We start from the raw sequence: 25,152 nt of genomic DNA, 5'->3' as shown, positions 1-25,152 counted from the left end.
TGCGCGGTTTGAGTAAATACTAAGCTTTTCGTTTTCCAAAGCAGAATTTCAGACTTTGCGAAAGCAGAAGATCCCCCATGCGATACTAAGTCCCAGCGGCCACCACAGCGGCTGGCCAATAAAACCAAGCCAGGCCAAGAAGATATAGGCCGAACCTAACAGCGAAATGAACAGTCGGTCGCCCAAGGTGGTTGTCAGGCCAAGGATACCTTTTCGTTCGATTCCGTCGCGATATTTGAACCCTTCAAGCAATCCGATCACTGCGATGGCACCGAAGATTCCACAGAACAGCGCGAATGTTGCAGGCGTCCATGCCATCCAGAACGAGGGCCAAAGGGGGTCGGTCCACGAAAACCCTTTCTCGACTTCTTTTTGGGCGACGTTTCCCCAGCCCTGCGCATGGCTGGTCGTGGCGATGAAAAGCGGGGTGAGGAGAAGAAGACGTTTCATCATACCCTTCCCAAGGCAAAGCCTTTGGCGATGTAGTTGCGAACAAAGTAGATCACGATAGCACCCGGAATGATGGTCAGGGTGCCAGCGGCCGCCAGAAGGCCAAGTTCATAGCCCGCAGAAGAGGCGGTTTTGGTCATCGTGGCGGCGATGGGTTTTGCCTCGACCGCAGTCAGGGTTTTGGCCAATAGCAGTTCGACCCACGAGAACATGAAGCAGAAGAAGGCTGCGACGCCGACACCCGCTTTGATCGTCGGAAGGAAGATCATCGCAAAGAACCGCGGGAAGGAGTAGCCGTCTACATAGGCGGTTTCATCCAGTTCCTTAGGCACGCCGCCCATGAAGCCTTCCAAAATCCAGACAGCCAGCGGGATGTTGAACAGGCAGTGCGCCAAGGCCACGGCGATGTGCGTGTCGAACAACCCGACCGACGAATAAAGCTGGAAGAACGGCAGGGCAAAAACCGCCGCAGGTGCCATCCTGTTGGTCAGCAGCCAGAAGAACAACTGCTTGTCGCCCAGAAAGCGGTAGCGGGAAAAGGCGTAGGCGGCGGGCAGGGCGACGGCAACCGAAATCACCGTGTTCAGCGACACGTAGATAATTGAGTTGATATAGCCCCAGTACCACGTCGGATCGGTAAAGATGACGGCGTAGTTTTCCAGCGTGAAGGTCTGAGGGAACAGGCTGAACCCGCCCAGAATTTCCTGTGTTGTCTTAAAGCTCATCGCGACGAGCCAGTAGATCGGCAACATCAGGAACAGGATGTAGAAGATGGGAATGAGCGTGCGTTTTCTCATTTCGCGTCATCCTTTGTCATAAGTGTGTAGAACAGCCAGCTGACCAGCAGTGTGATTGCAAAGTAGATCAGGGACATTGCCGCAGCCGGACCAAGATCGAACTGACCCAGGGCGATTTTCACCAGATCAATCGACAGAAGCGTGGTCGAGTTGCCGGGGCCACCGCCTGTCAGAACAAAAGGCTCGGTGTAGATGTTGAAGCTGTCCATGAACCGCAAAAGGATCGCGATGGTCAGAACGGTCTTCATCTTGGGCAGTTGGATGTAGCGGAACACTTTCCACGGGCTGGCACCGTCGATCTTGGCCGCCTGATAATAGGCGTCAGGGATCGACACGAGGCCCGCATAGCTGAGAAGAACCACCAGTGACGTCCAATGCCAGACATCCATTGTGATGATCGTGACCCAAGCCGCAAACGGATCTTGCGTCATATCGTATTCGATGCCCAGCGTGTGGTTCATCAGATAGCCTAGCAGGCCGATGTCGGGCAGGGTGAAGATGTTCCACATTGCGCCAACGACGTTCCACGGGATCAGCATCGGCAGGGCCATGGTGACCAAACAGACGGGAACCCAGAACCCTTTGCGCGGCATCGACAGGGCGATGATGATGCCCAGCGGCACCTCGATGATCAGGATCAGGAAGGTGAACATGAACTGCCGGCCAAGCGCCGCGTGAAAACGGTCAGAGCGTAGGATTTGTTCAAACCAATCAAGACCCTGCCAGAAGAACACGTTGTTCCCGAAGGTTTCCTGAACCGAGTAGTTGACCACCGTCATGATCGGCACCAGCGCGTTGAACGCGACCAGCAGCATCACAGGCAGCACAAAGAACCATGCGCGTTGATTTTCGGTTTTCATGTCGCGGCCTCCGTCGCGATCCAGCCATCACGGTACAGGCGTGTTTGGTCCGGTCGGAATGAAAGGTGGATTTCTTCGCCTTGCGTCAGGTTGGCGTGGTCGGTGACAGCTTTGACCGCTGTATCGCCAACCATGGTTTCAACCACCGCATGGCGGCCGATGTCGGATACTTTGGTGACGCGGGCCGGGATTCCGGTATCGGAAATGCCAACGAACTCGGGGCGGATACCGACTTCGGTTTTGCCGCCAGCACCGGTTGCCGGGCCTTCTAGGGTCACGGTGCTGCCTTCGAACAAGACGCGACCGCCGTCTTCGACTGCAGGAAGGATGTTCATACCCGGCGAACCGATGAAGTGACCAACAAAGGTGTGTTGCGGGCGTTCGAACAGCTCGACAGGTGTGCCGATCTGAACGATTTCACCAGCCTGCATGACCACAACCTGATCGGCAAATGTCAGCGCCTCGGTCTGGTCGTGGGTCACGTAAATCATCGTCGCTTTGACGCGCTGGTGAAGCTCTTTCAATTTCGACCGCAGTTTCCATTTCAGATGCGGGTCGATCACCGTCAGCGGTTCGTCGAACATGACGACATTCACATCGTCACGCACCAGACCGCGACCCATCGAGATCTTTTGTTTGTTGTCGGGCGACAGATGCGACGCACGGGTGTCGAGCATGTCGGTCACTTCCAGCATCTCGGCAATTTCGGCCACGCGGGCGGCAACCTTGTCTTCGGGCACGTTCCGATTGCGGAGCGGAAAGGCAAGGTTATCGCGCACCGTCATGGTGTCGTAGATGACCGGAAACTGGAAAACCTGTGCGATGTTGCGCTGGTCCGGTGGTAGGTCGGTGACATCCTTGTCGTCGAACAGGATGCGGCCTTCGGAAGGCACCAACAGCCCCGAGATGATGTTCAACAGCGTGGATTTACCACAGCCGGACGGACCGAGCAGGGCATATGCGCCGCCATCCGTCCAATCCAGATCAATTTCCTTCAGCGCATAGTCAGCGTCCGAGGAAGGGTTCGGCATGTAGGAATGCCTAAGTTTTGAAAGCGTGATCTTTGCCATTAGGCCACAAGGCTCCCGTCAGGGGCAAAGTAGAAGGCTTTGCTCGTGTCCATAAAGAATTCATGCGCCTCGCCGACGCGGTAGGGGTGGACGCCATGGGCCAGCGATACCCAGCCGTCATTGCCCATCTGGAAGTGCGCGCTGGATTCCGATCCGGACAGTTCCGTGACTTGAACGATCCCTGTCAGGGACACACAGCCGTCCGAAGACTTTACTGGCTGCACATGGTGCGGACGGATCGCGACGGTGTAGTCGCCATCTGCCAATCCTGCAGCATGTCCAACCGCAGGCCAGGACGCGCCTGTGCCCAAAACGATTGTGTCACCTGCTTTGGTCACCTTTGCCGCGTTAATCGGCGGGTCCGAGAAGACGCGGGCAGCCGCCAGCGTTGCAGGTTTGCGGTAAATTTCTGCGGTCGGACCGAACTGAGTGACGATGCCATCATCCATCAGCGCGGTCTTGCCGCCCAGAAGCAGCGCTTCTTCCGGTTCGGACGTGGCATAGACCACCACGGCACCACGGCCTGCAAAAAGCTCGGGCAGTTGTTCGCGCAGTTCTTCACGCAGTTTGTAATCAAGGTTCGCCAGCGGTTCGTCCAGAAACACAGCTCGGCTTTCCTTGGCAATCGCACGGGCCAGCGCGCAACGTTGCTGCTGACCACCGGATAGTTCCTGCGGGCGGCGATGAAGCATCGGACCTAATTGCAGGATGTCAGCGGCTTCCTGAACGCGTCCTTCGATTTCCGATTTTGCCATGCCTGCAATCCGAAGAGGAGAGGCGATGTTGTCGAAGACCGTCATGTGCGGGTAGTTCACGAAAAACTGGTGCACCAGACTGATGTTGCGTTTCTGCGTGGACAGCTTTGATACGTCCTGTCCGTCCATCAGAATTTGACCAGACGCGAGCGGATCAAGCCCCGCCATCAGTTTGATCAGCGATGTTTTCCCCGATCCCGTCTGGCCAAGAAGGACATTGAAATGCCCCGGCTCAAGGATCAGCGAGGTCGGTTTGATATGCGTGATGCCGCGCACATCCTTAACCGCCTGTCGTAGTTCGATTGTCATAAGTCCCAAACCCCGATTTGGGTGGTCAAAGCCGGAGGAGGCCCTGACCACAGATGCCCGGCCCGCTGGGATGACGGGCCGGACGTGGTGTTTTACTGGTTCCAGCGAGCAACCAGTTCGTCATAGTTGACGGTCTGGCCCTGCGGCTTTTCGTTATCCAGTTTCGCTTTGGCGCCACCTTTGCCGAGCCATTCCGAAGGGTCTTTTTCCTCGTTCAGGCGCGGGCCACAGCCGCCATAGACGTTGGCTGCTTCGTCGGCCTGCTGCATGCGGCCCATGGTGATGTCCATTTCCTCGGCCAGACGGTCCATCGCTTCTTGCGGTGTGAATGCGCCCGAGTTTACGTCACCGATCTGCTGCCACCAGATTTGGGCCAGCTTCGGATAGTCAGGCACGTTGATGCCTGTGGGCGACCATGCAACGCGGTCAGGCGAACGGTAGAATTCGACCAGACCACCCAGCTTGGGTGCGCGTTCGGTGAAGGACTCGTGGTTGACCGAGCTGTCGCGGATGAATGTCAGACCCACGTGGGACTTTTTCACGTCGACAGTTTTGGATGTGACGAACTGGGCGTACAGCCAAGCAGCCTGTGCACGATCCGACGGTGTGGATTTCAGGAAGGTCCAGGAACCCACGTCCTGATAGCCAACCTTCTGGCCTTCTTCCCAATATGGGCCGTGCGGGGACGGGGCCATGCGCCACAGCGGGTTGCCGTTTTCGTCGACCGTATTGTTGCCTTCGGACTGCGGCTTCACCATGTCAGCGGTAAAGGCTGTATACCAGAAGATCTGCTGGGCCACGTTGCCTTGGCTAAGTGCCGGCAGCGACTGGTAGAAGTCGAACGATGCCGCACCCGGAGGGGCGTAGTTGCGCAGCCATTCGTCCCATTTGCGGATCGCATAGACCGCCGCCGGGCCGTTCGCCGCACCACCGCGCGTGACGCTTGCACCGACGGGGTTACAGGAACCGGCTTCCATACGGATGCCCCATTCGTCGATCGGAACGCCGTTCGGTTCGCCTTTGGAACCAGCACCTGCCATGGACAGCCAAGCATCGGTCATACGCCAGCCAAGGTCAGGCGCGCGTTTGCCGTAATCCATGTGGCCGTAGATGGGTGTACCGTCAATTTCCTTCACGTCGTTCGAGAAGAATTCGGCGATGTCTTCGTAGGCGGACCAGTTGACTGGCACACCCAATTCGTAGCCGTACTTTTCTTTGAACGCCGCTTTCAGGTCTTCACGGTCGAACCAGTCTTTGCGGAACCAATAGAGGTTCGCGAACTGCTGGTCGGGCAACTGATACAGGTTGCCATCCGGACCGGTGGTGAACTGCACGCCCATAAAGTCGTCCAGATCAAGCGTCGGGCTGGTTGTTGCGGCCCAGTCACCTGCCATCTGTTCTGTAAGGTTATATGCCAGTTGCAGGCGTGAATGCGTACCGATCAAATCACTGTCGTTGACATAGCCATCGTACAGGTTCCGCTGGGTCTGCATCTGGGTCTGAACAGCCTGAACAACTTCGCCTTCGCCCAGGATCTGGTGGTTCACCTTGATGCCGGTGATGTCTTCAAAGGCCTTTGTCAGAACTTCGGATTCATAGCCGTGTGTCGGAATGCCTTCGGACAGAACGTTGATCTCCATGCCCTTGAAAGGCGCGGCAGCGTCAATGAACCACTTCATCTCGTCCAGCTGTTCCGCTTTGGACAGCGAGGATGGCTGGAATTCCTGATCAATCCATTTTTGGGCTGCGGCCTCATCGGCAAAAGCAGTCCCATACCCCGCGAGCACGGCACATACCGCAGTCGCGGAGAGCAGATACTTGCGCATCTTGTCTCCTCCCAAATTTTTATAAGAGCTGGCCCTCACCAGCACGGAGGAAAGCTATTCTCAGGGTTGCCGTGCTGTCAAACTAATTTTTTAGTAGGTAATCGAAGAGGGGGGATTTGAAAGTGATCGCGCAATCAATTCGAGGGTGCAAATTTTTTGCTAAGCGCTCTTAATATCTAATTTTTTGAGCTGCAGATTTTCATCACTCTAACCAAATTGATAGTCTAGGGACGTCGGCGTCGAACCCAAATCTTTAGATAAGAACTTGGATTTACGTCGCGCTCCACTATACGGCCGTAACGTACGGCATGAGCAAATCGAACGCATAAAACACGGCAAAAGCCGAATCTTAATTCAGGCTTTTGCGAGCCCCGCGAACTTGCCACCGTGAAAGAGCAGGGGGGATTTTTCCACATCTCTGGAAAGATGGGTCACGCGACCGATGAACAAAGTGTGGTCGCCTGCTTCGACTTCTTGGACAACTTCGGTGACAAAGACCGACATTGCGCCGGGCACAATTGGAAGGTCTTCGCAGTCTTCGAAAGGATCACTGTGGTCTTGATTGAATTTACCAGCGAAGTGCCAAGCAAGACTTTCCATTCCTTCCGCCAGAATGCTGACGGCATACCGACCTGACGACCTGATCTTGGGCAAAAGCTTTGCCTTATGGTCAAGCGAGATGGTTACAAGTGGCGGATCCAATGACACCGACATAAAGGCATTGGCCGTCATTCCATGATCACCGTCTTCTGTGCGGGTCGATATGACGGTGACACCGGTAGCAAAGGTTCCACAGGCAGCCCGCAGGGCTTTGTGATCGATAGGCGCGGTCATTGGGTGGTTTCCTTAAATCGTAAATCCTCGGTCAAAAGCCTGCCGGTGAACTGGCTGACTTTATCGAAGGCACCTTGAAGGCTATCTGCCTCGGTCTGCCGACCTGCTGCACGTAGCGCGCGGATTCGTGTTGATGATACTGGCTCACCTGCATCACAGTTTACAGGCGTGGCGATGTTCACATTGAAGCATGAAGCAAGATCACCGACGTCGCCGGACTGTTTGCGGCCAAACCGAAAGTCCTGACCAACGTGGATCGATGACGGATTGCATCTACCAAGATCGTCCAGAAAAGACTTTGCGCTTTTAGCGGCGTAGTGGCGATTGAAGGACGCGACGACGATGTAATCGGCCCCCAGGCGGGTGATGCGAGCCAGTTTTTCTTCGAGCGTGCACAACTGAGGGACGCGGCCGAACACCACTTTTGGCGGCGGATCGAATGTCCAGACAACAGAAGGCACCTTGGCTGTGCGTGCTTCGTTGACGGCGGCGCTGATCAAAGCTTGGTGCCCGCGATGCACACCGTCAAAGGCACCGATCGCGATGATCGAACGGGACAAGCTTATTTGCGTATCCGACAGGACTTGTGTCTTGGTCGTATCCAGATCCATGTCAGCGCCTTCAAATTCAAACAGAAGGCGGCCCGCCGGTTTTGGGCGGGCCGCTTTTCGATAGTTACTGGAAGCCGGCCTTCAGACGGTTCACATCCCAAGGGTTGATCATGTCTGCGACGTTCCAACCATCGATGCCGTATTCGGACATGTAGTCTTCGACCAACTGCTGAAGCATCTCCATCTCGCCGGTGGCTTGGCCGGTCAGCAAGGTCTCGATGCGGATGGCTTCATAGTTGCCGCCGTAGTTGGTTTCATACAGCTCATGGCGACCACCGAATTCGGACCCCATTGCATCCCACAGAAGCTTAAGCAGCTTCACACGATCAATCGCGACCATGCCGTTGGAACCACGGACAAAGCGGTCAATGTAGGGGCGCACTTCGTCCGAACCGAAATCCAAAGCCGAAGAGGGCAGATAGATCAGACCAGACGCCACGTGACGTTCGATCAGTTCCTTGATCCGCGAATAAGCCATCGGAGCAAAGACGCGATAGGCAAGGCCGTAGTTGATGTTCGGCAGAACATAGCCATTGGTGCCTTCCCACGGGATCGGCGATTTTACCATCGCGTCGCTCAGGCCCCAGAACAGGTTCCGCCAAGCCATCACTTCGCCGACCGCGGTCTGCGGGCCACGGAACACATTGGTACCCGTCGCTTCCAGTGCTTTCGAGAACAGGCCCGTGATGAAGTCCAGCTTAACCGCCAGACGAGTCACGCCATGCAGAGTAAAGCGCGGCACAAAGCCGGAGGCCGGGAAGAAGGCGTTTACCTTTTCAACGTCACCATACAGGAACACGTTTTCCCACGGCACCAGAACCTTATCGAACACAAGGATCGCGTCGTTTTCATCCAGACGGCTGGACAGCGGATAATCGAACGGGGTGCCCATTACGGCTGCGTTGAGCTCGTAAGATGTGCGGGAAATCAGCTTAACGCCTTCGGCCCCCATCGGTGCTGTAAACACCAAAGCGAATTTCTTCTCTTTGATCGGGACGCCGTAGTAAGCGATAAAGTTGTAGTGCGTCAGGGCAGAGCCTGTGGCCACAACTTTGGCGCCGGACACAACCAGACCAGCGTCGGTTTCCTTTTCCACCTGCATGTAGACGTCACCGGTTTCTTCAATCGGCAGGTGACGGTCAATCGGCGGGTTGATGATGGCGTGGTTCCAGTAATCCAGACGCTCTTGCGACCGCGCATACCAGGCTTTCGCGTTGTCTGCATATTCGCCGTAGAATTCGCTGTTGGCGCCAAGCGTGCCAAGGAATGCGGCCTTATAGTCAGGTGACCGGCCCATCCAACCGTGCGCGGTGCGCTGGGTCGTGACGATCGCATCGCGTGCTGCCACCAGATCATCGGCATTCTTTGAACCCTTAAAGAAGGGATGGGTCCAACCACCGGATCCGGTGTCTGTTTTGACAGCAATGTTGTCTTTTTCTTCGTTCAGTTTGTCATACCAACGGGCAACCATCCGCGCCGAATTCCGGAATGCGGGGTGCTTGGTCACGTCCTTGACGCGTTCGCCGTGGATATAAACCGAGCGGCTATCCTGAAGGCTTTCTAGGAACTCGGCACCGGTATAGGGCGCAGTGGACTGCGCTGCTTGATCTTTCATATTTTCCTCCCTTTGGATGGCGCAGAGCGAGACTGGCCGATCCTAAGGAAAGAAAATCGGAAATCCGGATATTTCTAAAGGTATTGAATGATACCGTGATTATTTCCGTCAATTCCGGAAAGCTATCTCTGACACAAATTTCAGAGGATGCGATCATGGGGACAATCCGGAAAGTCGGGGACATTTTGCGGCTATTTTCCGAAAACGATCCCGAACTCGGTCTTTCGGAAATAGCGCGCCGTATGAATCTGTCAACCAGCGGTACGCATGATCTGATGGATGAATTGCGGAAAATCGGCATGGTTCAGAGGGTAGGGCGCGGGCGCTATCGATTGGGCCCGATGATCGCATCTTTGTACCGCGTCCTGATCAACACATCGTCCTTGGTTGACACGTCCAGACCCATTCTGGAGCGCATGGTGAAGGACTATGGCGAAACGGTTCACCTGACGGTTCTGGATCGATCCCGTTTGGTGGTGGCTGATGCGATCGAAGGGTGGAAAGCGCTGCGGGTTGCACGCGGGATACTGGACCAGGGCCTGGATGTTCATGAAACGCCCGTGGGCATGCTCCATCTGTCAGTGGCCGGCGAAGCACGTCAAAATGCCTATTGGGGTGACCACACCCACGCACGAACCCCCTTGCTTCCTCCGGATCGGCGGACTGCGGAACTGGATGACATGGCGAGGCGCGGTTTTGCGGAAGGCCCGATTGCGACGGAACGCGATATCGTTTGTCTTGCGGCGCTTTTACGGAATCATACTGAAATTCCGTTGGCCGCGATCAGCATCTGCATTCCCAAATCGCGCTACGACGAACAGCCGAGGGCCTATCGCACAATCTGTCAAACGACAGCAGCCCGCATCAGTCAGGAACTGGGATCGCGGGCCACATAAAGCGTAAGGGTCAGCTTGCTGTTAAAAGCTTTTTCCGGGCGGCGTAGTCATCTGCGTCGATCTCACCGCGCGCAAATCGAAGATCCAGTTCCGCTAGGGCACCGGATGGCTTGCCTGAAGCGGATGCGCGTTCGGAACGGCGAACCATCCAGATGACGCCGGCGATTATCAAACCGATAACGATCAGCCATAACACGGGCCCGAACATCATCCCGATACCGTATCCATAGCCATCCATATGGCCGTATCCATAGTAGCCTTGTTGATCGGCGAAGGCGGGGCTGGCCATGACGACAGACAGAAAGGCGAAACGTTTCATAGCATAATCCTTTGCGATGCTGTTCTTCGTTTCTATGGAACACCTGCGACCTGCGCTTTGATCTAGAGCAAAAATGTGCCGGAAATCTGTGCGTGAATTTTTCGTCGTCCGAAAAACCAAAAAAGCCACTAAGCGGTTAAGCTTAGAGGCTTTTTATGGCTCCGGCGGTAGGGATCGAACCTACGACCAATTGATTAACAGTCAACTGCTCTACCGCTGAGCTACGCCGGAACATGGGGGCGATATAGCAATGTGGATTCCGGTCGTCCAGCCCAGTTTTCACAAAAATGCAGAAAAAATTTCAGATCGCTCAAATTGCTTTGAAACCGGAAGCGACATGCAGGTTTCCTTCGTGTTCAATGACCTTTCTTCTCGTAAGATCAATGAGATGTGCCATGACGTTACGTTCCGCGGCAGGAAGCAGTGCGGCGGGTGTTTCGGTGTAGATTGCCGCTGCGATGGATTTTGCTGTTTGTGGCGCGCCTTGAAGGCGGTCGAGAATTTGGTTTTCGCGCATGTTGCGATGGGCCAGCAGTTCTTCCAACCGTTCATTCGGTGCGGTCAGTGGGGCACCGTGGGAAGGATGGAAGCTGTTCCAATCGCGCGCCAGCAGCATGTTACACGAGTTTCGGAAATCGGTAAGGTCGCCATCAGGGGGCGAAATAAGCGTCGTGGCCCAGCCCATAACAAGATCACCAGACAGCAGCGCCCGATTGAACCCGATGCTGATATGATTGCCGAAGTGGCCGGGTGTATGAAGAATATCGATCTGTGCGCTATCCAGATCGAGCGTGGTGTCATGGTCCACGATGACATCGGGTTTGAACCTGACATCAACACCTTCGCCGCCGCCGATCTGCTGGCTTTGCGCCAGTTCCTGCATGATTTCGCTTCGACCAGCCTGTGCATCACCGAAGGCCACGATCGGTGCACCGGTCATCTCAGACAATCGCGCGGCCAGAGGCGAGTGATCAAGATGGGCGTGGGTCACCAGAATGTATTTCAGCGGCGTAGCGTTGCTGATTGTTTGAAGAATTGCGTCCAGATGCGGTTCGCTGATCGGACCCGGATCAACCACGGCCAGTTCCTTTTCCCCAAGGACAAACGTATTCGTTCCGCGAAAGGTCATTGGTGACGGGTTCGGGGCGACGATCCGGCGAATGCCGGGTTCAAGCGTTTCGATTTGGCCATGGACGGGCTGAAAACTGGGATCGGGATCTTTCATGGCACTTTCTTGATGGTGTCGCTGACATGCTTTGGATAGCTTTAGCGCATGATGTTCCGTTGGCTCAAACAATACATGCCGCGCGGTCTTTATGCGCGAGCTTTGCTTATTCTGGTTTTGCCGGTTGTCACGCTGCAACTTGTTGTTTCAGTGGTGTTTATCCAACGCCATTTCGAAGGTGTGACCGAACAGCTGACAGATCAGCTGTCGCGGGCCTTGTTGATTTCAAAGACCACTGACGATCCGGCAATTTTGGACCTTTTGGATTTCAGGATTTCCACTGTTACTCCCAGTCAGGTGCCGGATGCAGACAGCTATCAATGGTATGACTTTGCCGGTCGCGTGGTTATTCGAGAACTTCGTGCAAAGAACCCGGACATTATTCGTGTCAGCCTGCCTGACGACAGAATCGTGTTTCTGTATCGTCAAGATGGTGACGATATCCTACGCTACCGTTTCTCCCGTGATCTGGTCTCTGCGCCGAACCCTCATCAGCTTTTGGTGAATATGGTGTTCTTCGGGGCTTTGATGACGTTCATCGCGTTTCTGTATCTTCGTAATCAGCTGCGTCCCATCGCCCGTCTGTCTGCCGCGGCCGAAGCCTTTGGCCGGGGTCGGCATATACCTTATTCGCCGTCCGGCGCGGTCGAAGTCCGCGCGGCAGGTAACGCGTTTCTGGATATGCGGAACCGGATCGAACGCCAGATCGAACAACGGACTATGATGCTGTCGGGGGTAAGTCATGATTTGCGGACGCCGCTGACACGGTTGAAGCTGGGGCTTTCGTTTCTTGAAGACGAAGATCGCGAACCGTTAGAGCGCGACGTCGAGGATATGCAGCGATTGATCGATGCGTTTCTGGACTTTGCCCGTGGCGATTCAGAAAGTGGTGTGGCCGAAAAAGTTGATCCAGACAAATTGGTCACCGGCATCGTCGGTAAATTTCAGGACGCTGGCCAAAAGGTGGTTCAGTTGGATACCGAAGGGCAGGGCGAGGTGTCTTTGAAAAAGACGGCCATGTCCCGGGCCATTGAGAACCTGATCGGCAATGCGGTGCGCTATGGATCGACGTGCGAGGTCAGCGTTTCCATCACGGAACGCGCATTGCGTATCCGTGTGGAAGATGACGGTCCGGGTATTGCACCTGAACAAAGGGAAGAAGCGGTGCGCCCCTTTGTACGACTGGATCCTTCCAGAAATCAGGATCGTGGGTCGGGCGTGGGTCTCGGCCTTGCGATTGCGGCGGACATCGCGCGTGCGCACGGCGGTGTGTTGCGCTTGGGCGAAAGCGAAACACTCGGCGGGTTGCGCGCCGACATCGTGATCGCGCGATAATTTAAGTATAATTAACGATTTGCTCCGCGTTGCGGACAAATTTGTGCCCCGAGGCTGTCTTTGACCGCTGGCTTTCTCTGATCATCAGATCAGAAAAGGACAGAGTAATGCTTCATCGTGTTTTGCCCGCTTTAGCCCTTGGAATTGCTGGAAGCAGTTTGCCCCTTGCAGCAACCGCAGGCCCTGCAGCCGTGAACCCAAAGGTGCATGTTGCCCCGTCGGCGGACTACAAGGAACAGTGGTTTACCACGCAGGACAACTGCACCTATTCACGAACCAGCGCGCCGGGTTACGGGACACAGTGGTATCTGGTGTTGAACCCACACCATGTTGGCAAACCGAATGCGCACGGGAATTGCCCGACGCGACTGAAAGGGTCGTGAACGGCGTTTATTCGGGGTTTGGCAGAACGCGGTTAAAGCTTGCTTCCTGAGCGATCAGAACGGCCTGAGTGCGGCTTTGGACGCCAAGCTTGCGCATGATGGCCGTGACATGGGCTTTGACCGTGGTTTCTGCAATCGACAGTTCATAGGCGATTTGCTTGTTCAGACGGCCTTCGCAAATCAGGCTTAGAATACGGGCCTGTTGGTTGGTCAGGGTCGACAGCCTCTCAAGCGCGTCAACGGGGGCTGTACGGCCTGTGCTGTCGTCTTCGGGATCGATGTAGCCTTCGGGTACAAAGGTTTTGCCTTCGACAATGGCATCAACTGCCTTACGGAAAACCGAGCGCTGCGAATGTTTGGGTACATAGCCGTTGGCACCCGCTTTGATCGCATGGCTGATCATCCGATGATCTGCCAATGACGATGCGATCATGATGGCCGCCTTTGGGGCTGCCCGCCGCAGGCGCACCAACCCGTCCAAGCCGTTCACATCAGGCAAATGCAGGTCGAGGATGATGAAGTCGATCGGCTTGGCTTCGATCTTGGCCAGCGCATCGTTCAGTGTTCCGGCTGTATCAACCTCGGTAAAATCGGCAATCGAGGTCAAAGTCAGCGTCATCGCATCGCAAAACAACGGATGATCATCGACAACCAGAGCATGGGTCGGCTGTGCTTTTTGCACGCTATCGGTCAGCTGCGTCATTGGGTTCTGAGCCTCGCATTCTTGGCGCGTAGGGCATTATAGCCAATTCACCGGTTTTCGTCGCTTGCCCAAAAGTAGGAGACGTTTTTACCGTTCCGGCAACAGCCCACGTGGACTGAACCGGAGCACGACAAGCAACACAACACCCATCGTCAGAAGGCGCATGTGCTGCACGCTATCCTGAAGATGATCCTTAAGCGCGCCATCGCCCATACCCATGGTGATCCCGTTGATCAGGGCCTGGCCCATCGGTTCGACCTGAACCCACAGGAACCAAATCAGGAAACCTCCAAGAACCGCGCCAAGGTTATTTCCGGATCCGCCAACAATGACCATCACCCAAATCAAGAAGGTGAAACGAAGTGGTTGATAGGTCGTCGGTGTCAACGCGCCATCCAGCGTGGTCATCATCGCACCAGCGATACCACAAATGGCAGAGCCGAGGATGAAAACCTGCAAATGGCGTTTGGTGACATCCTTGCCCATCGCACGCGCCGCTGTTTCGTTATCACGGATCGCCCGCATCATACGGCCCCAAGGACTGTTGCGGGACAGCTGTGCCAGAACAAGGATCAACACTAGAACCGCTGTCAGAAGCAGGCTGTATTGCAGTTTTACCCAGAGCGTCGAGGCGGTAGTCGCATCCAATCCCAAAGACGCAGCCCGTTCCACAAAGGCCGGATCGTTTTGCAGGTCGATTTCGTAAGGCACCGGACGGGGCAGACCGATGACGTTCTTCACGCCGCGGGCCAGCCAGTCTTCGTTTTTCAAGACGGCGATGACGATCTCGGCGATACCTAGTGTGGCGATCGCCAGATAGTCGGACCGCAGGCCAAGCGCCGTTTTCCCGATGAACCACGCGGCACCCGCTGCCAGCAGACCACCCATGGGCCACGACAGAAGAACGGGCAGGCCAAGTCCACCAAGGTTACCGCTGATCGCTGCATCATAAGCCTCGACCGCCGCAACACCGGGATCAAACACCGCGCGGAACAGGAAGAAACCCCCGATGATGATGGCCGCCACCGCGTATCCCCGCCATTTGCGCGGCGCTTTTTGCCATGTCAGAATGGCCAGCGCGATGGAAAGCGCACCCAGAACCAGACCGCCAATAATGCGCAGGCCACCGGCGGCCCATGCTTCGGTCACCGGCGGGGTCGATGTCAGCACGACGGCCAAGCCACCCAGCGCGACAAACCCCATGATGCCGACGTTGAACAGGCCCGCCAGCCCCCATTGAAGGTTCACGCCCAAGGCCATGACCGCGCTGACCAGACCCATGTTCAGGATAAACAAGGCCGAGTTCCAGCTTTGCACGATGCCGGTTCCGATGATCAGGACGGCAACAAGCGCGAAAAGAAGCGTGGTACGCATAGTCTGTGTCATACCGATTTTCCTTTGAACAAGCCGGTCGGACGGAACAAGAGAACGATGACAAGGATCACAAAGCTGACCGCGAACTTATAGTCGGTGGACAGAAGCTGCATCAGACCTGAGGGTTCCAAAGGTTCGGGCAGGGCGTAGACCAACACCTTTTTCCACGCATAGGTGATCGCCACTTCCGAAAACGCGATGACAAAGCCACCTGCAATGGCGCCCAAGGGCGACCCCAAGCCACCGACAATCGCCGCGGCAAAGATGGGCAGAACCAGTTGGAAATAGGTGAAGGGTTTGTAGGTTTTATCGAGCCCGTAAAGAACGCCTGCGATGGTCGCGAGTGCTGCGACGATGATCCACGTCACACGCACGACGCGCTCAGGATCGATGCCGGACAGCAGAGCCAGATCTTCGTTATCGGAATAGGCACGCATGGATTTGCCCGTGCGTGTACGGTTCAGGAACCAGAATAGCGCAGCGACAACCAGAATGGCTGTTACCACGGTCAAGACTTGCGTCGTTCGGATCGCCAGACCTTCGGAAAGACCTGTCATCGCTTTGAAATCACGTGCGGAAATCAGAAAACGTTCGCCATCCGCAAAGTTCTGATCATCCGGCCCCAGAACCAGACGGGTCAGGCCGTTGTAGATGAACATCACCCCGATGGACACGATCACCATGATAACCGGAGCGACCTTTTGTTTGCGGTAGAACCGGTAGACCAAACGGTCTGTGCCCAAAACCAAAACAGCCGTGAACGCAATGCCAACCGGAATGGCAAAAAGGGCCGTCGGTAGCGGCCCAAGCGAGATGCCCACCGATTGCAGACCCCATGTTGCGATGATCGTCACCATGGTGCCCAAGGCCATCGTGTCGCCATGGGCAAAGTTGGAAAACCGCAGGATGCCGTAGATCAAGGTCACGGCAAGCGCCCCCAGCGCCAACTGGCTGCCATAGGCCACGGCGGGGACAAAGACGAAATTGCCAAAGGCAACAAGAGCGTTCAGAAGATCCATAAGATTAGGGCCTGACTGAGGTTAGGATGGGGTGCACTGACCCGAATAGGACGCGCGATAAGGGAAGGCGATGCCGATCTCGACGTAGTTGCTGCTGCCATCCGGTCCGATCTGCAAAAGGCCGACAGCACCGTTTGTGTTCGGCGAAACAAAAGCCCGACCGCCGTCTTCTTCGGCCAGTTGATCAAAGGGACGCTCGCCCGCGATGGACGACATCAACCAGCGATCATCAAGGGCGCCAAAGGTAACTTCATAGTCGGTCGCGTTGCATGCCTCTGCGTCCAGACACTCGGTGTCGAACGCACAGGTCAGGGACTCGGCATGCGCCAACGCGGGCAGGGCGATCAAACCGGCGATCAAAGGCAGACGAAAAGAAACAGACATAGTCATCCTCCAAGGAAACTCTTGCGGACTTCGGGATCTGCCAACAGATCCTTGCCGCTTCCGGTGAACGCATTGCTACCTTGGACGAGAACATAGCCTTTGTCTGCGATTTCAAGAGCTTGCCGTGCATTTTGTTCGACCATCAGGATCGGAATACCACTGCGCGACACTTCGATGATGCGGTCAAACAGTTCGTCCATAACGATGGGCGACACGCCAGCGGTCGGCTCATCCAGCATCAGAACCTTGGGCTTGGTCATCAACGCGCGCCCAACGGCAACCTGCTGACGCTGGCCGCCAGACAGTTCACCTGCCGCCTGATTGCGTTTGTCGCGCAGGATGGGGAACAGATCATAGACCTGTTCCATCGTATCGCGGAAATCGTCGGTGCGGATGAAGGCACCCATTTCAAGGTTCTCTTCCACCGTCATCGACGTGAAAATGTTGTGTGTCTGCGGAACAAAGCCCATGCCCGCCACAACGCGTTCTTGCGGCGTCAGGGCAGTGATATCGTGGCCATCCAAACGAACCGAGCCTTCTCGCAGGTTCAGCATCCCGAACACGGCCTTCATCGCGGTAGATTTACCGGCGCCGTTCGGGCCGACGATCACAGCGATCTCGCCCTTTTCGACGCTTAAAGTGCAGCCATGCAGAATATCGGCACCGCTGCCGTATCCGCCGGTCATGTTTTCACCGATCAAGTAAGGTTCGCTCACCCGATTTATCCTTTTTACAACGCCTTAAGCGCAAAACTTCACGCAGGTTCTTTGTTTTTAAGGCCCGTGCCAAGATAGGCTTCGATGACCTGTTCGTTCGATTTGATGTCTTCGATCGTGCCTTCGGCCAAAACCTTGCCCTCGGCCATGACGATCACCGGATCGCAAAGACGGCCAATGAATTCCATGTCGTGTTCGATCATGCAGAAGGTGTAGCCGCGTTCTTTGTTCAGCCGCTGGATCGCGTCGCCGATGGTGTTCAACAAAGTGCGGTTCACGCCCGCGCCGACTTCATCCAAAAAGACGATCTTGGCCTCGACCATCATAGTGCGACCAAGTTCCAACAGCTTTTTCTGACCGCCGGACAGGTTACCTGCCTTTTCGTCCTTCAGATGGGAAATGGTCAGAAAATCGAGAACTTCATCGGCCTTTGTCAAAAGGGCCGCTTCCTCGTCACGGATTTGTTTCCGGTTGAACCATGTGTTCCACAGCTTTTCGCCCGCTTGGCCGGATGGAACCATCATCAGGTTCTCGCGACATGTCATAGACGAAAATTCATGCGCGATTTGGAAGGTCCGCAGAAGGCCCTTCTTGAACAGCTCGTGCGGAGGTAGCCCCGTGATGTCTTCGCCATCCATGATGACCCGACCTGATGTCGGCGGCAGGGCGCCAGCGATCACATTGAAAAGTGTGGACTTTCCCGCACCGTTCGGACCGACCAAGCCTGTGATCGACCCCGGAGCGATTTCCAGAGTGGCGCCATCAACAGCGCGAAAGCCGCCAAAGTGGCGGTGCAGGTTTTCAACCCGTATCACGTGATGTCATCCCTTCATCAGGCCTTTGCGGCCTTTGTTATATGGCAAACGGCCCGGTATGCCCGGGCCGCAAGCTTTGCGAGTGATCTAAGATCTTAGCGGATTTCAACCGTTTCGAAAGCGCCGCCTTTGATTGCGTAGTGGCGGTATGTACCTGCCGCTTCGCCCGGGCCGATCAGTTCAACGTTGGTTGCGCCGACATAGTCAACGTCACCACCAGCTTTGATGATCTCAAGCGCTTTGCCCAGTTCACCCGGCAGGATCGGTTCGCCAGGTGCGTTTGCAACGTCCAGAACGTTCGCGGCAACCGCTGCGGAAGAAACCTCGCCACCTTTGGCCATCGCCAGCGCGATCAGAGCGCCTGCGTCATAGCTTTCACGGGTATAGGCGCTGCCTGCTTCGATGCCGGCCGCTGTGGCCAGTTCGTTGAACTTGTCTGTGCCTTCACCTTCGGACCACGGAACAACGCCGTAGGACCCTTCCAGCACGTCACCCAGATCTGCCAGCAGGGCGTCGCCGTACATGCCGTCACCCAGCATGAACGTGTCGAATGCGCCTGTGTCGGACGCAGCTTGGATCATGCCCTTACCGCCAGCGTCGGCGTAACCCAGAACAACCAGCACGTCACCACCGGCAGATGCAAGCGCAGCGATTTCAGCCGAGTAGTCCGCTTTGTTGTCTTCGTGCGGTGCGGAAAGCGTGATGGAGCCACCAGCAGCTTCGAACGCAGCGATAAAGCTGTCGGACAGTCCTTTGCCGTAGTCGCTGTTCTGGTACGTGACTGCAACGGAGGTCACACCGTTGGTGCCCAGAACGCCCGCCAGAACTTCGCCCTGACGTGCGTCAGAGGGCGAGGTGCGGAAGAACAAGCCGTTGTCTTCTACTGTGGACAGGCCCGGCGATGTCGCAGAGGGCGAGATCATCGGAACGCCGTTCGGCAAGGCAACGTTGGACAAGATCGCGCCGGTGACACCGGAGCAGTCCGCGCCCATGATGGCGACAACGCCGTCAGCTGTGATCAGACGCTCGGCCGCTGCGGAACCGGCCGCCGCGTCGCCACAAGTCGAGTCACCGCGAACGGGAACCAGCGTCACGCCGTCCAGGAACTGACCGCTTTCGTTCACTTCTTTGATTGCGAATTCGGCGGAATCCGCCATGGCGGGCGTCAGCGATTCAATCGGGCCCGTAAAGCCCAGAATCACACCGATTTTCGCTTCGGACGCATGGCCTGCGGCGAAAGCACCACCTGCGTAAAGCGCGCTAACTGCAGTGGCCAACAACATTTTTTTCATGACATACTCCCTGTCAGGATTTGATCCTGCGGTCAAAGTTAGGGCTGAGTATGGGAAAAGGAAAGGACGATTTTTCTTGGCCCTTACGTCACGTTTCGTCGTCTGGAATTTCGTCTGCAATCCGTGATCCATGGGTGCCGCGTTCGCGATACGGCGTGGTTTGATAATGCGCGCGATAGCATTTCGAAAAATGCGACGGGCTTGTGAAACCACAGGCCAATGCCACGTTGATCACGCTCATATCTGTCTGCATCAGAAGGTTCCGAGCCTTCTGTAGACGCAGCTCCATATAGTACCGTTTTGGTGACCGGCTTAGGTACCGGCGGAACAAACGTTCAAGCTGACGGGTCGACATTCCAACGTCCTGCGCAAGAATGGCGGGGCTGATGGGGTCTTCGATGTGCGTTTCCATCATGCGGATGACCTGAGCCAGCTTGGGGTGGCGCACGCCGATACGTGTCGGCACGGACAAACGCTGCGTATCCTGATCCGTGCGGATCGCAGAATAGACCAGCTGATCCGCCACAGAGTTTGCCAGATCAGGGCCGTGTTCGTCCGCAATCAGCTTTAGCATCAGGTCGATCGCAGACGTGCCGCCCGCCGCCGTAAAGCGGTTGCCATCCAGAACGTAGACCGACTTGGTCAGATTGATGTTCTCGAACACTTCCGAAAAGCTATCGTGGTTTTCCCAGTGAATCGTCGCGCGTTTGCCATCCAGCAATCCTGCGGCCGCCAAGGCATAGGATGCAGTACAAACAGCGCCGATCTTCAAACCATGCCGCGCCTCGCGACGAAGCCAGTTGAGCAGACGTTTGGACGTGGCGTTCTGCACATCCAGACCGCCACAAAGAATGATCACGTCATCGCGCCGCAATTCCGGCAAATCGCAATCCAGTTTGAACTCGGTTCCAGCGGAACAGGTTATCGTGTCACCGCCTTCACCCGTGACGGTCCATTCATAAAGACGCGCGCCGGCCATGCGGTTGGCCACCCGGAGGGCCTCGATACTGGCCGCAAAGCTGAGAAGCGTGAAGTTGGGAAGCAGCACGAAAACAAAGCGTCGTGGCTTTTCCGCGGGCGTGACCGAAATGGATTTTTGGCTTCTGTCCATGGTGCGACCTTGGCTAAGTGAATCACTTCCTCGACGAAAGAAGAATTGCGTTACAGTTCAGAACTGTGCCAGCAGGTCAAGCATAGAGAATAAAATCTGCTGTGGTCACGCATAAATGGCTGGTTTATAGACGACCGCGTTATCGCAAACAGATCGATTGACCGGAGAACAAATCAATGACCGAGTGGCAAAAGGGAACGTGGCGCAACAAACCCCGCATTCAGATGCCGGATTATACCGATCAGGATGCCCTGCACGCGGTTGAAGCGCAGTTGTCGAAATATCCGCCGCTGGTCTTTGCCGGTGAAGCGCGCATGCTGAAAAAGCAACTTGCTGCTGCTGGTCGTGGCGAAGCGTTCCTGCTTCAGGGTGGAGACTGTGCCGAAGCCTTTGACCAGTTCTCGGCTGACTCGATCCGCGATACGTTCAAGGTCATGCTGCAGATGGCGGTTGTTCTGACTTACGGCGCCAAGGTGCCCGTGGTCAAAGTTGGCCGTATGGCGGGCCAGTTCGCCAAGCCGCGTTCGGCGCCGACCGAGGTCGTGGATGGCGTAGAACTGCCCAGCTACCGTGGTGACATCATCAACGATCTGGATTTCACTCCGGAATCCCGCATTCCCGATCCCAAGCGTATGCTTCAGGCCTACACGCAGGCCGCCGCAACGCTAAACCTGTTGCGTGCGTTTTCTCAGGGTGGTTACGCGGACATCCATCAGGTTCATTCGTGGACGCTCGGTTTTACCGATTCCGCAGAAACCGCGCGCTATAGCGATATGGCGAACCGCATTTCCGACACGCTGGACTTTATGAAGGCCGCAGGTCTGGATTCCGAGAATACGCACGACCTGCGCAAGGTCGACTTCTTCACCAGCCATGAATCGCTGCTTCTGGAATACGAAGAGGCACTTTGCCGTATGGATTCGACCTCCGGCAAATGGGTGGCGGGTTCTGGCCATATGATCTGGATTGGTGACCGTACCCGTCAGCCCGATGGCGCGCATGTGGAATTTGCACGCGGTGTTCTGAACCCGATCGGTCTGAAGTGCGGCCCGACAACGACGGCAGAAGATCTGAAGGTTCTGATGCAGAAACTGAACCCCGAAAACGAAGAGGGCCGCCTGACGCTGATCGCCCGTTTCGGTGCGGGTAAGGTCGCTGAACACTTGCCGCGTTTGATCCAAGCTGTAAAAGAGGCCGGTGCAAATGTGACTTGGGTCTGTGACCCGATGCATGGCAACACCATCAAATCCAGCTCGGGCTACAAAACACGTCCGTTCGACTCCGTTCTGAAAGAGGTGCGTGAGTTCTTTGCCGTGCACAAAGCCGAGGGCACAGTTCCCGGCGGCGTTCATTTCGAGATGACAGGTCAGGACGTGACCGAATGCACCGGCGGTGTTTACGCTGTATCCGATGAAAACCTGTCGGACCGTTACCACACCGCGTGCGACCCGCGCCTTAACGCATCCCAGTCGCTGGAACTTGCGTTCCTCGTGGCAGAAGAGCTGACAGCGCGCCGCGAAAGCGCACAGGCCGCAAACGGCTGATTTCTAGAAAGGGCGCGGGATCAGCTCGCGCCCTTTTGCTTTCTCATTCCACAAGTTTCAGAATGTGACGTCCGTTGCGTGTGCGGCGGATGTGGCCGGTGTTTTGCGACGCGAAAACTGTGGCATCCACCTGACGCGTCATGCTCGTTACGATGTCGAAACGAGGCGCACTGCCTTGAGGAGCATCCAGAGACGTGCCCCCTAAGATGCGTGTGACCTGTCCGTAGCTGTCCCGCAAGGGCAGCAACAGAATTTGGGCAGTCTTCCGAATACGCAGTGGCCCATTGGCGAATTTGACATCCAGCAAAACCGCGCATTGGTCTTCGAACAGTTGTCGCGTGACATCAGCCAGATAGGGGCGGCTTTCGACGGTGAAAAACAGTGACAAGGGCAGGCCAGTGGGCTCAACACCCATGGCGGAAACCAAGCTGCGGCCAGACACATTGATCCGCGCCTCGGATGTACCCAGACGCTTCATCAGCAATGTGTGTTCCAGGCTACAGGCCAAAGCGCGGGGATCGAGTTCGGCATGCGATGGAATCTGGCCTTCAGCACAGGCGTTCCACCAATAGGTTTCGATGGGGACCAATGTCGGCTCCAGCAAGCCATCCTGAAAAAACGGTGTGTAGTCAGAGACAGGATGTTTTGTGCCGTGGCTGCTCATTTTCACTTTGATCCATCTGATTTGCCGAAAGCTTGTTATATTTTTACGTTAAGTTCGGCGTGATTTCTTTTCATATCTGAACATAAGGTTAACGCCGGTTTGCTTGCCAAGGCGCTGTCTGTCCTCTAACCCAACGGCACGAAAAAACGCGGGGTTAGCAGATGCGACATTCAATGACTGGCTTTGCGTCGGGGCAGGGTGAAGGTTTTGATCACCGTTGGAGCTGGGATATCCGCAGTGTGAACGGGCGGGGCCTTGAACTGCGGTTCCGTCTGCCGGACTGGATCGATGGGCTGGAAGCCAAGCTGCGGGAAATCCTGACAAATCAGATCAAACGCGGCAATGTAACTGTCTCGTTGCGGGTCCAATCAAACGCACAACAGGACGGGACGGTGACCCTGAACCAGCCTCAGATGATGAGCGTTTTGGAAGCCATGCTTCAAATCGAAGAGCAGGCCAGCGCCATGGGCCTAAGCCTTGCGCCAGCGAATGCAGCGCAGATTGTCGGCCAACGCGGCGTTCTGGAAATGGAGCAATCCACACCGGATACCGAAGGTCTGAAACAGACTTTGGTTAACGAATTTACATCGCTTGTGACCGATTTCGTCGCAAGCCGCGCCGCTGAAGGCCGCGCTTTGGAAGACATCATCGGGTCTCAAATTAACCAGATCGAAAGCCTGACAAAACAGGCCGCAGAATTGGCAGAGGCCCGCAAAGATGATCAGGCGGACCGTCTGAAACAACAGCTGGCCCGTGTGACGGGTAATGTCGAAGACATCGATCCGGCCCGTATCGCGCAGGAACTGGCCTTGATTGCGGTGAAGTCCGACGTCACCGAAGAAATCGACCGTCTTGGTGCGCATGTAGCAACAGCGCGCGATTTGGTTCAGCAATCTGGCGCCGTTGGACGTAAGCTGGATTTCCTGATGCAGGAGTTTAACCGCGAAGCGAACACGCTCTGTTCAAAATCCGGTTTCGCGGCCCTGACCACTGTCGGGCTTGAACTGAAAACCGTGATCGATCAGATGCGCGAACAAGTGCAGAATTTGGAGTAAGACATGCAAGACCGCCGTGGCCTTCTAATCATTCTATCGTCGCCTTCGGGTGCCGGTAAATCGACCTTGGCCAAGCGCATGCGCGAATGGGATCCAAGCATTGTCTTTTCGGTGTCGGCAACCACACGTGCGCCCCGTCCGGGCGAGGTCGATGGTCAGGACTACATGTTCCTGTCCGAGACCCAGTTCAAACATTCGGTGGCGGAATCCGAGATGCTGGAACATGCCCATGTGTTCGGCAACTTCTATGGATCGCCCAAAGGCCCCGTTCGGGACGCGATCAACAGCGGCAAAGACGTTTTGTTCGATATCGATTGGCAGGGGGCGCAGCAAATCCGGAACTCGGATCTTGGCGCACACACGTTGTCGATCTTCCTGCTGCCCCCGTCGATTACCGAATTGCGCCGCCGGTTGGAAAGCCGCGGGCAAGACACGGCGGAAACCATTTCGAAACGTATGCAGAAAAGCTGGGACGAGATCAGCCATTGGGATGGCTATGATTTTGTTCTGGTCAATGAGAACCTTGATGAAACCGAAGAGCGGTTGAAATCTATCGTAAATGCTGCACGCCTGCGCCGGAGCCAACAGCCGAAATTGACGGAACACGTGCGCAAGTTGCAGGACGAATTCGAAAGGGGCCAGGAATGACGATCTATGCATTGAATGACGTAACACCCGAGATCGACGAAGACGCGTGGATCGCGCCGGATGCCAACATCATTGGTAAGATCGTGATCGAAGCAAACGCCTCTGTCTGGTTCTGCTCGACGTTGCGCGGCGACAATGAAGTGATCCATGTCGGTGCGGGAAGCAACATTCAGGAAAACGTCGTGTGCCATACCGATATGGGCTATCCGCTGACCATCGGCAAAGGCTGTACCATCGGTCACAAGGCGATGCTGCATGGCTGTACGATCGGGGACAATTCGCTGATCGGCATGGGTGCGACGGTTCTGAATGGTGCCAAAATCGGTAAGAATTGCCTGATCGGAGCGGGTGCTTTGATTGCGGAAGGAAAGGAAATTCCCGACGGTTCGTTGGTCATGGGGATGCCCGGCAAGGTCAAGCGCGAGTTGGGCGAAGATGATTTTGCAAACCTGCGAAAGTCCGCGTTGTTTTATCAGGAAAAGGCGCGTTTGTTCCGCGACAAGATGAAAAAGATCGCAGACTGATAGCGCTCACTTTTGCAA

27 protein-coding genes and 1 tRNA gene are annotated in these 25,152 nt (G+C 55.8%); 7 read left to right on the top strand and 21 right to left on the bottom strand.

Annotated elements, in window-relative coordinates:
* Positions 1-48 precede the first annotated feature (48 nt).
* From C4S59_RS07565 to C4S59_RS07525, 9 genes are all read right to left on the bottom strand, one after another.
* Complete coding sequence (locus C4S59_RS07565) at positions 49-450, bottom strand: DUF2160 domain-containing protein (RefSeq protein WP_103909858.1); 402 nt, start codon at positions 448-450, stop codon at positions 49-51.
* The gene (locus tag C4S59_RS07560; protein ID WP_103909857.1) at positions 450-1,247 is read right to left on the bottom strand and encodes a carbohydrate ABC transporter permease; all 798 of its coding nucleotides are present in this window, start codon (positions 1,245-1,247) and stop codon (positions 450-452) included. The genes C4S59_RS07565 and C4S59_RS07560 overlap by 1 nt, the downstream gene beginning before the upstream one ends.
* On the bottom strand, positions 1,244-2,107 hold the full coding sequence (locus C4S59_RS07555; protein ID WP_103909856.1) for a carbohydrate ABC transporter permease: 864 nt from the start codon (positions 2,105-2,107) through the stop codon (positions 1,244-1,246). The genes C4S59_RS07560 and C4S59_RS07555 overlap by 4 nt, the downstream gene beginning before the upstream one ends.
* Positions 2,104-3,177: an ABC transporter ATP-binding protein gene (locus C4S59_RS07550; protein ID WP_103909855.1), complete on the bottom strand. Its 1,074-nt coding sequence runs from the start codon at positions 3,175-3,177 to the stop codon at positions 2,104-2,106. Before C4S59_RS07550 ends, C4S59_RS07555 begins: the two co-directional genes overlap by 4 nt.
* Positions 3,177-4,241 (bottom strand): ABC transporter ATP-binding protein, encoded by a 1,065-nt coding sequence (locus tag C4S59_RS07545; protein WP_103909854.1) that lies wholly within the window; start codon positions 4,239-4,241, stop codon positions 3,177-3,179. Before C4S59_RS07545 ends, C4S59_RS07550 begins: the two co-directional genes overlap by 1 nt.
* A 92-nt stretch (positions 4,242-4,333) precedes the next feature.
* Positions 4,334-6,067 carry an ABC transporter substrate-binding protein gene (locus C4S59_RS07540; RefSeq protein ID WP_103909853.1) on the bottom strand — a complete coding sequence of 578 codons (1,734 nt, stop codon included), beginning with the start codon at positions 6,065-6,067 and terminating at the stop codon, positions 4,334-4,336.
* Between the two features lie 354 nt (positions 6,068-6,421).
* Positions 6,422-6,901: a flavin reductase family protein gene (locus C4S59_RS07535; protein ID WP_103909852.1), complete on the bottom strand. Its 480-nt coding sequence runs from the start codon at positions 6,899-6,901 to the stop codon at positions 6,422-6,424.
* A complete protein-coding gene (locus C4S59_RS07530) occupies positions 6,898-7,512 on the bottom strand; it encodes an FAD synthetase family protein (RefSeq protein ID WP_103909851.1) in 615 nt (204 codons plus the stop codon). Before C4S59_RS07530 ends, C4S59_RS07535 begins: the two co-directional genes overlap by 4 nt.
* 64 nt (positions 7,513-7,576) lie before the next feature.
* The gene (locus C4S59_RS07525) at positions 7,577-9,127 is read right to left on the bottom strand and encodes a 4-hydroxyphenylacetate 3-hydroxylase N-terminal domain-containing protein (protein ID WP_103909850.1); all 1,551 of its coding nucleotides are present in this window, start codon (positions 9,125-9,127) and stop codon (positions 7,577-7,579) included.
* 155 nt (positions 9,128-9,282) lie between these two features.
* On the opposite strand from C4S59_RS07525, the gene C4S59_RS07520 reads away from it, so the two are divergent.
* Positions 9,283-10,023, top strand: coding sequence for an IclR family transcriptional regulator (locus C4S59_RS07520; protein ID WP_103909849.1), 741 nt, complete (start codon positions 9,283-9,285; stop codon positions 10,021-10,023).
* Between the two features lie 10 nt (positions 10,024-10,033).
* Here the strand turns inward: C4S59_RS07520 and C4S59_RS07515 are convergent, their stop codons facing one another.
* The 3 genes from C4S59_RS07515 to C4S59_RS07505 form a co-directional block, all read right to left on the bottom strand.
* On the bottom strand, positions 10,034-10,342 hold the full coding sequence (locus tag C4S59_RS07515) for an SHOCT domain-containing protein (protein ID WP_103909848.1): 309 nt from the start codon (positions 10,340-10,342) through the stop codon (positions 10,034-10,036).
* Positions 10,343-10,498: 156 nt separating this feature from the next.
* Positions 10,499-10,573: transfer RNA gene (locus tag C4S59_RS07510), tRNA-Asn, on the bottom strand.
* A 79-nt stretch (positions 10,574-10,652) separates the two neighbouring features.
* On the bottom strand, positions 10,653-11,567 hold the full coding sequence (locus C4S59_RS07505; protein WP_103909847.1) for an MBL fold metallo-hydrolase: 915 nt from the start codon (positions 11,565-11,567) through the stop codon (positions 10,653-10,655).
* A gap of 48 nt (positions 11,568-11,615) precedes the next feature.
* Here C4S59_RS07505 and C4S59_RS07500 point away from each other — a divergent pair, with 48 nt between their 5' ends.
* Both C4S59_RS07500 and C4S59_RS19485 read left to right on the top strand, forming a co-directional pair.
* On the top strand, positions 11,616-12,902 hold the full coding sequence (locus tag C4S59_RS07500; protein ID WP_103909846.1) for an ATP-binding protein: 1,287 nt from the start codon (positions 11,616-11,618) through the stop codon (positions 12,900-12,902).
* Between the two features lie 158 nt (positions 12,903-13,060).
* Positions 13,061-13,285 (top strand): hypothetical protein, encoded by a 225-nt coding sequence (locus tag C4S59_RS19485; RefSeq protein ID WP_146064515.1) that lies wholly within the window; start codon positions 13,061-13,063, stop codon positions 13,283-13,285.
* 7 nt (positions 13,286-13,292) lie between these two features.
* Here the strand turns inward: C4S59_RS19485 and C4S59_RS07495 are convergent, their stop codons facing one another.
* The 8 genes from C4S59_RS07495 to C4S59_RS07460 all read right to left on the bottom strand — a co-directional run bounded on the left by C4S59_RS07495 (position 13,293) and on the right by C4S59_RS07460 (position 20,699).
* A complete protein-coding gene (locus C4S59_RS07495; RefSeq protein WP_103909845.1) occupies positions 13,293-13,988 on the bottom strand; it encodes a response regulator in 696 nt (231 codons plus the stop codon).
* A gap of 87 nt (positions 13,989-14,075) precedes the next feature.
* The gene (locus C4S59_RS07490; protein ID WP_200813180.1) at positions 14,076-15,374 is read right to left on the bottom strand and encodes a branched-chain amino acid ABC transporter permease; all 1,299 of its coding nucleotides are present in this window, start codon (positions 15,372-15,374) and stop codon (positions 14,076-14,078) included.
* Positions 15,371-16,381 (bottom strand): branched-chain amino acid ABC transporter permease, encoded by a 1,011-nt coding sequence (locus C4S59_RS07485; protein WP_103909844.1) that lies wholly within the window; start codon positions 16,379-16,381, stop codon positions 15,371-15,373. Before C4S59_RS07485 ends, C4S59_RS07490 begins: the two co-directional genes overlap by 4 nt.
* 21 nt (positions 16,382-16,402) lie before the next feature.
* Positions 16,403-16,765, bottom strand: coding sequence for a hypothetical protein (locus C4S59_RS07480; protein WP_103909843.1), 363 nt, complete (start codon positions 16,763-16,765; stop codon positions 16,403-16,405).
* Positions 16,766-16,767: 2 nt separating this feature from the next.
* The gene (locus tag C4S59_RS07475) at positions 16,768-17,481 is read right to left on the bottom strand and encodes an ABC transporter ATP-binding protein (RefSeq protein WP_103909842.1); all 714 of its coding nucleotides are present in this window, start codon (positions 17,479-17,481) and stop codon (positions 16,768-16,770) included.
* A 38-nt stretch (positions 17,482-17,519) separates the two neighbouring features.
* On the bottom strand, positions 17,520-18,296 hold the full coding sequence (locus C4S59_RS07470; RefSeq protein ID WP_103909841.1) for an ABC transporter ATP-binding protein: 777 nt from the start codon (positions 18,294-18,296) through the stop codon (positions 17,520-17,522).
* Between the two features lie 95 nt (positions 18,297-18,391).
* On the bottom strand, positions 18,392-19,588 hold the full coding sequence (locus C4S59_RS07465; protein WP_103909840.1) for an ABC transporter substrate-binding protein: 1,197 nt from the start codon (positions 19,586-19,588) through the stop codon (positions 18,392-18,394).
* Between the two features lie 88 nt (positions 19,589-19,676).
* Complete coding sequence (locus tag C4S59_RS07460) at positions 19,677-20,699, bottom strand: GlxA family transcriptional regulator (RefSeq protein ID WP_103909839.1); 1,023 nt, start codon at positions 20,697-20,699, stop codon at positions 19,677-19,679.
* A gap of 176 nt (positions 20,700-20,875) precedes the next feature.
* On the opposite strand from C4S59_RS07460, the gene C4S59_RS07455 reads away from it, so the two are divergent.
* On the top strand, positions 20,876-22,243 hold the full coding sequence (locus C4S59_RS07455) for a class II 3-deoxy-7-phosphoheptulonate synthase (protein ID WP_103909838.1): 1,368 nt from the start codon (positions 20,876-20,878) through the stop codon (positions 22,241-22,243).
* Between the two features lie 43 nt (positions 22,244-22,286).
* Here C4S59_RS07455 and C4S59_RS07450 read toward each other — a convergent pair whose 3' ends face one another.
* Entirely contained in the window at positions 22,287-22,907 is a 621-nt protein-coding gene (locus C4S59_RS07450) for a PAS domain-containing protein (RefSeq protein ID WP_103909837.1), read from the bottom strand.
* Positions 22,908-23,080: 173 nt separating this feature from the next.
* Here C4S59_RS07450 and C4S59_RS07445 point away from each other — a divergent pair, with 173 nt between their 5' ends.
* Genes C4S59_RS07445 through C4S59_RS07435 form a run of 3 tightly spaced genes read left to right on the top strand, consistent with a single transcriptional unit; the run spans position 23,081 to position 25,134 of the window.
* Positions 23,081-23,962, top strand: a complete 882-nt coding sequence (locus C4S59_RS07445; RefSeq protein ID WP_103909836.1) for a YicC/YloC family endoribonuclease — start codon at positions 23,081-23,083, stop codon at positions 23,960-23,962.
* Positions 23,963-23,965: 3 nt separating this feature from the next.
* Entirely contained in the window at positions 23,966-24,610 is a 645-nt protein-coding gene (gene gmk, locus C4S59_RS07440) for a guanylate kinase (RefSeq protein ID WP_103909835.1), read from the top strand.
* Positions 24,607-25,134: a gamma carbonic anhydrase family protein gene (locus tag C4S59_RS07435; protein WP_103909834.1), complete on the top strand. Its 528-nt coding sequence runs from the start codon at positions 24,607-24,609 to the stop codon at positions 25,132-25,134. The genes gmk and C4S59_RS07435 overlap by 4 nt, the downstream gene beginning before the upstream one ends.
* Positions 25,135-25,152 lie beyond the last annotated feature (18 nt).

The organism is Thalassococcus halodurans (assembly GCF_900108225.1).
Taxonomy (GTDB): Bacteria; Pseudomonadota; Alphaproteobacteria; order Rhodobacterales; family Rhodobacteraceae; genus Thalassococcus; species Thalassococcus halodurans.
This window is presented reverse-complemented; position numbering and strand designations above follow the sequence as displayed.

Excerpts from the sequence above, each read along its gene's own strand:
- C4S59_RS07560 (WP_103909857.1), bottom strand. The coding sequence starts at position 1,247 with ATGAGAAAACGCACGCTCATTCCCATCTTCTACATCCTGTTCCTGATG.
- C4S59_RS07455 (WP_103909838.1), top strand. The coding sequence starts at position 20,876 with ATGACCGAGTGGCAAAAGGGAACGTGGCGCAACAAACCCCGCATTCAG.
- C4S59_RS07500 (WP_103909846.1), top strand. The coding sequence starts at position 11,616 with ATGATGTTCCGTTGGCTCAAACAATACATGCCGCGCGGTCTTTATGCG.
- C4S59_RS07480 (WP_103909843.1), bottom strand. The coding sequence starts at position 16,765 with ATGTCTGTTTCTTTTCGTCTGCCTTTGATCGCCGGTTTGATCGCCCTG.
- C4S59_RS07520 (WP_103909849.1), top strand. The coding sequence starts at position 9,283 with ATGGGGACAATCCGGAAAGTCGGGGACATTTTGCGGCTATTTTCCGAA.
- C4S59_RS07550 (WP_103909855.1), bottom strand. The coding sequence starts at position 3,177 with ATGGCAAAGATCACGCTTTCAAAACTTAGGCATTCCTACATGCCGAAC.
- C4S59_RS07505 (WP_103909847.1), bottom strand. The coding sequence starts at position 11,567 with ATGAAAGATCCCGATCCCAGTTTTCAGCCCGTCCATGGCCAAATCGAA.
- C4S59_RS07435 (WP_103909834.1), top strand. The coding sequence starts at position 24,607 with ATGACGATCTATGCATTGAATGACGTAACACCCGAGATCGACGAAGAC.
- gmk (WP_103909835.1), top strand. The coding sequence starts at position 23,966 with ATGCAAGACCGCCGTGGCCTTCTAATCATTCTATCGTCGCCTTCGGGT.
- C4S59_RS07515 (WP_103909848.1), bottom strand. The coding sequence starts at position 10,342 with ATGAAACGTTTCGCCTTTCTGTCTGTCGTCATGGCCAGCCCCGCCTTC.
- C4S59_RS07485 (WP_103909844.1), bottom strand. The coding sequence starts at position 16,381 with ATGGATCTTCTGAACGCTCTTGTTGCCTTTGGCAATTTCGTCTTTGTC.
- C4S59_RS07565 (WP_103909858.1), bottom strand. The coding sequence starts at position 450 with ATGAAACGTCTTCTTCTCCTCACCCCGCTTTTCATCGCCACGACCAGC.
- C4S59_RS07490 (WP_200813180.1), bottom strand. The coding sequence starts at position 15,374 with ATGACACAGACTATGCGTACCACGCTTCTTTTCGCGCTTGTTGCCGTC.
- C4S59_RS07445 (WP_103909836.1), top strand. The coding sequence starts at position 23,081 with ATGACTGGCTTTGCGTCGGGGCAGGGTGAAGGTTTTGATCACCGTTGG.
- C4S59_RS07555 (WP_103909856.1), bottom strand. The coding sequence starts at position 2,107 with ATGAAAACCGAAAATCAACGCGCATGGTTCTTTGTGCTGCCTGTGATG.
- C4S59_RS07545 (WP_103909854.1), bottom strand. The coding sequence starts at position 4,241 with ATGACAATCGAACTACGACAGGCGGTTAAGGATGTGCGCGGCATCACG.
- C4S59_RS07460 (WP_103909839.1), bottom strand. The coding sequence starts at position 20,699 with ATGGACAGAAGCCAAAAATCCATTTCGGTCACGCCCGCGGAAAAGCCA.
- C4S59_RS07530 (WP_103909851.1), bottom strand. The coding sequence starts at position 7,512 with ATGGATCTGGATACGACCAAGACACAAGTCCTGTCGGATACGCAAATA.
- C4S59_RS07450 (WP_103909837.1), bottom strand. The coding sequence starts at position 22,907 with ATGAGCAGCCACGGCACAAAACATCCTGTCTCTGACTACACACCGTTT.
- C4S59_RS07525 (WP_103909850.1), bottom strand. The coding sequence starts at position 9,127 with ATGAAAGATCAAGCAGCGCAGTCCACTGCGCCCTATACCGGTGCCGAG.
- C4S59_RS07540 (WP_103909853.1), bottom strand. The coding sequence starts at position 6,067 with ATGCGCAAGTATCTGCTCTCCGCGACTGCGGTATGTGCCGTGCTCGCG.
- C4S59_RS07535 (WP_103909852.1), bottom strand. The coding sequence starts at position 6,901 with ATGACCGCGCCTATCGATCACAAAGCCCTGCGGGCTGCCTGTGGAACC.
- C4S59_RS07495 (WP_103909845.1), bottom strand. The coding sequence starts at position 13,988 with ATGACGCAGCTGACCGATAGCGTGCAAAAAGCACAGCCGACCCATGCT.
- C4S59_RS07465 (WP_103909840.1), bottom strand. The coding sequence starts at position 19,588 with ATGAAAAAAATGTTGTTGGCCACTGCAGTTAGCGCGCTTTACGCAGGT.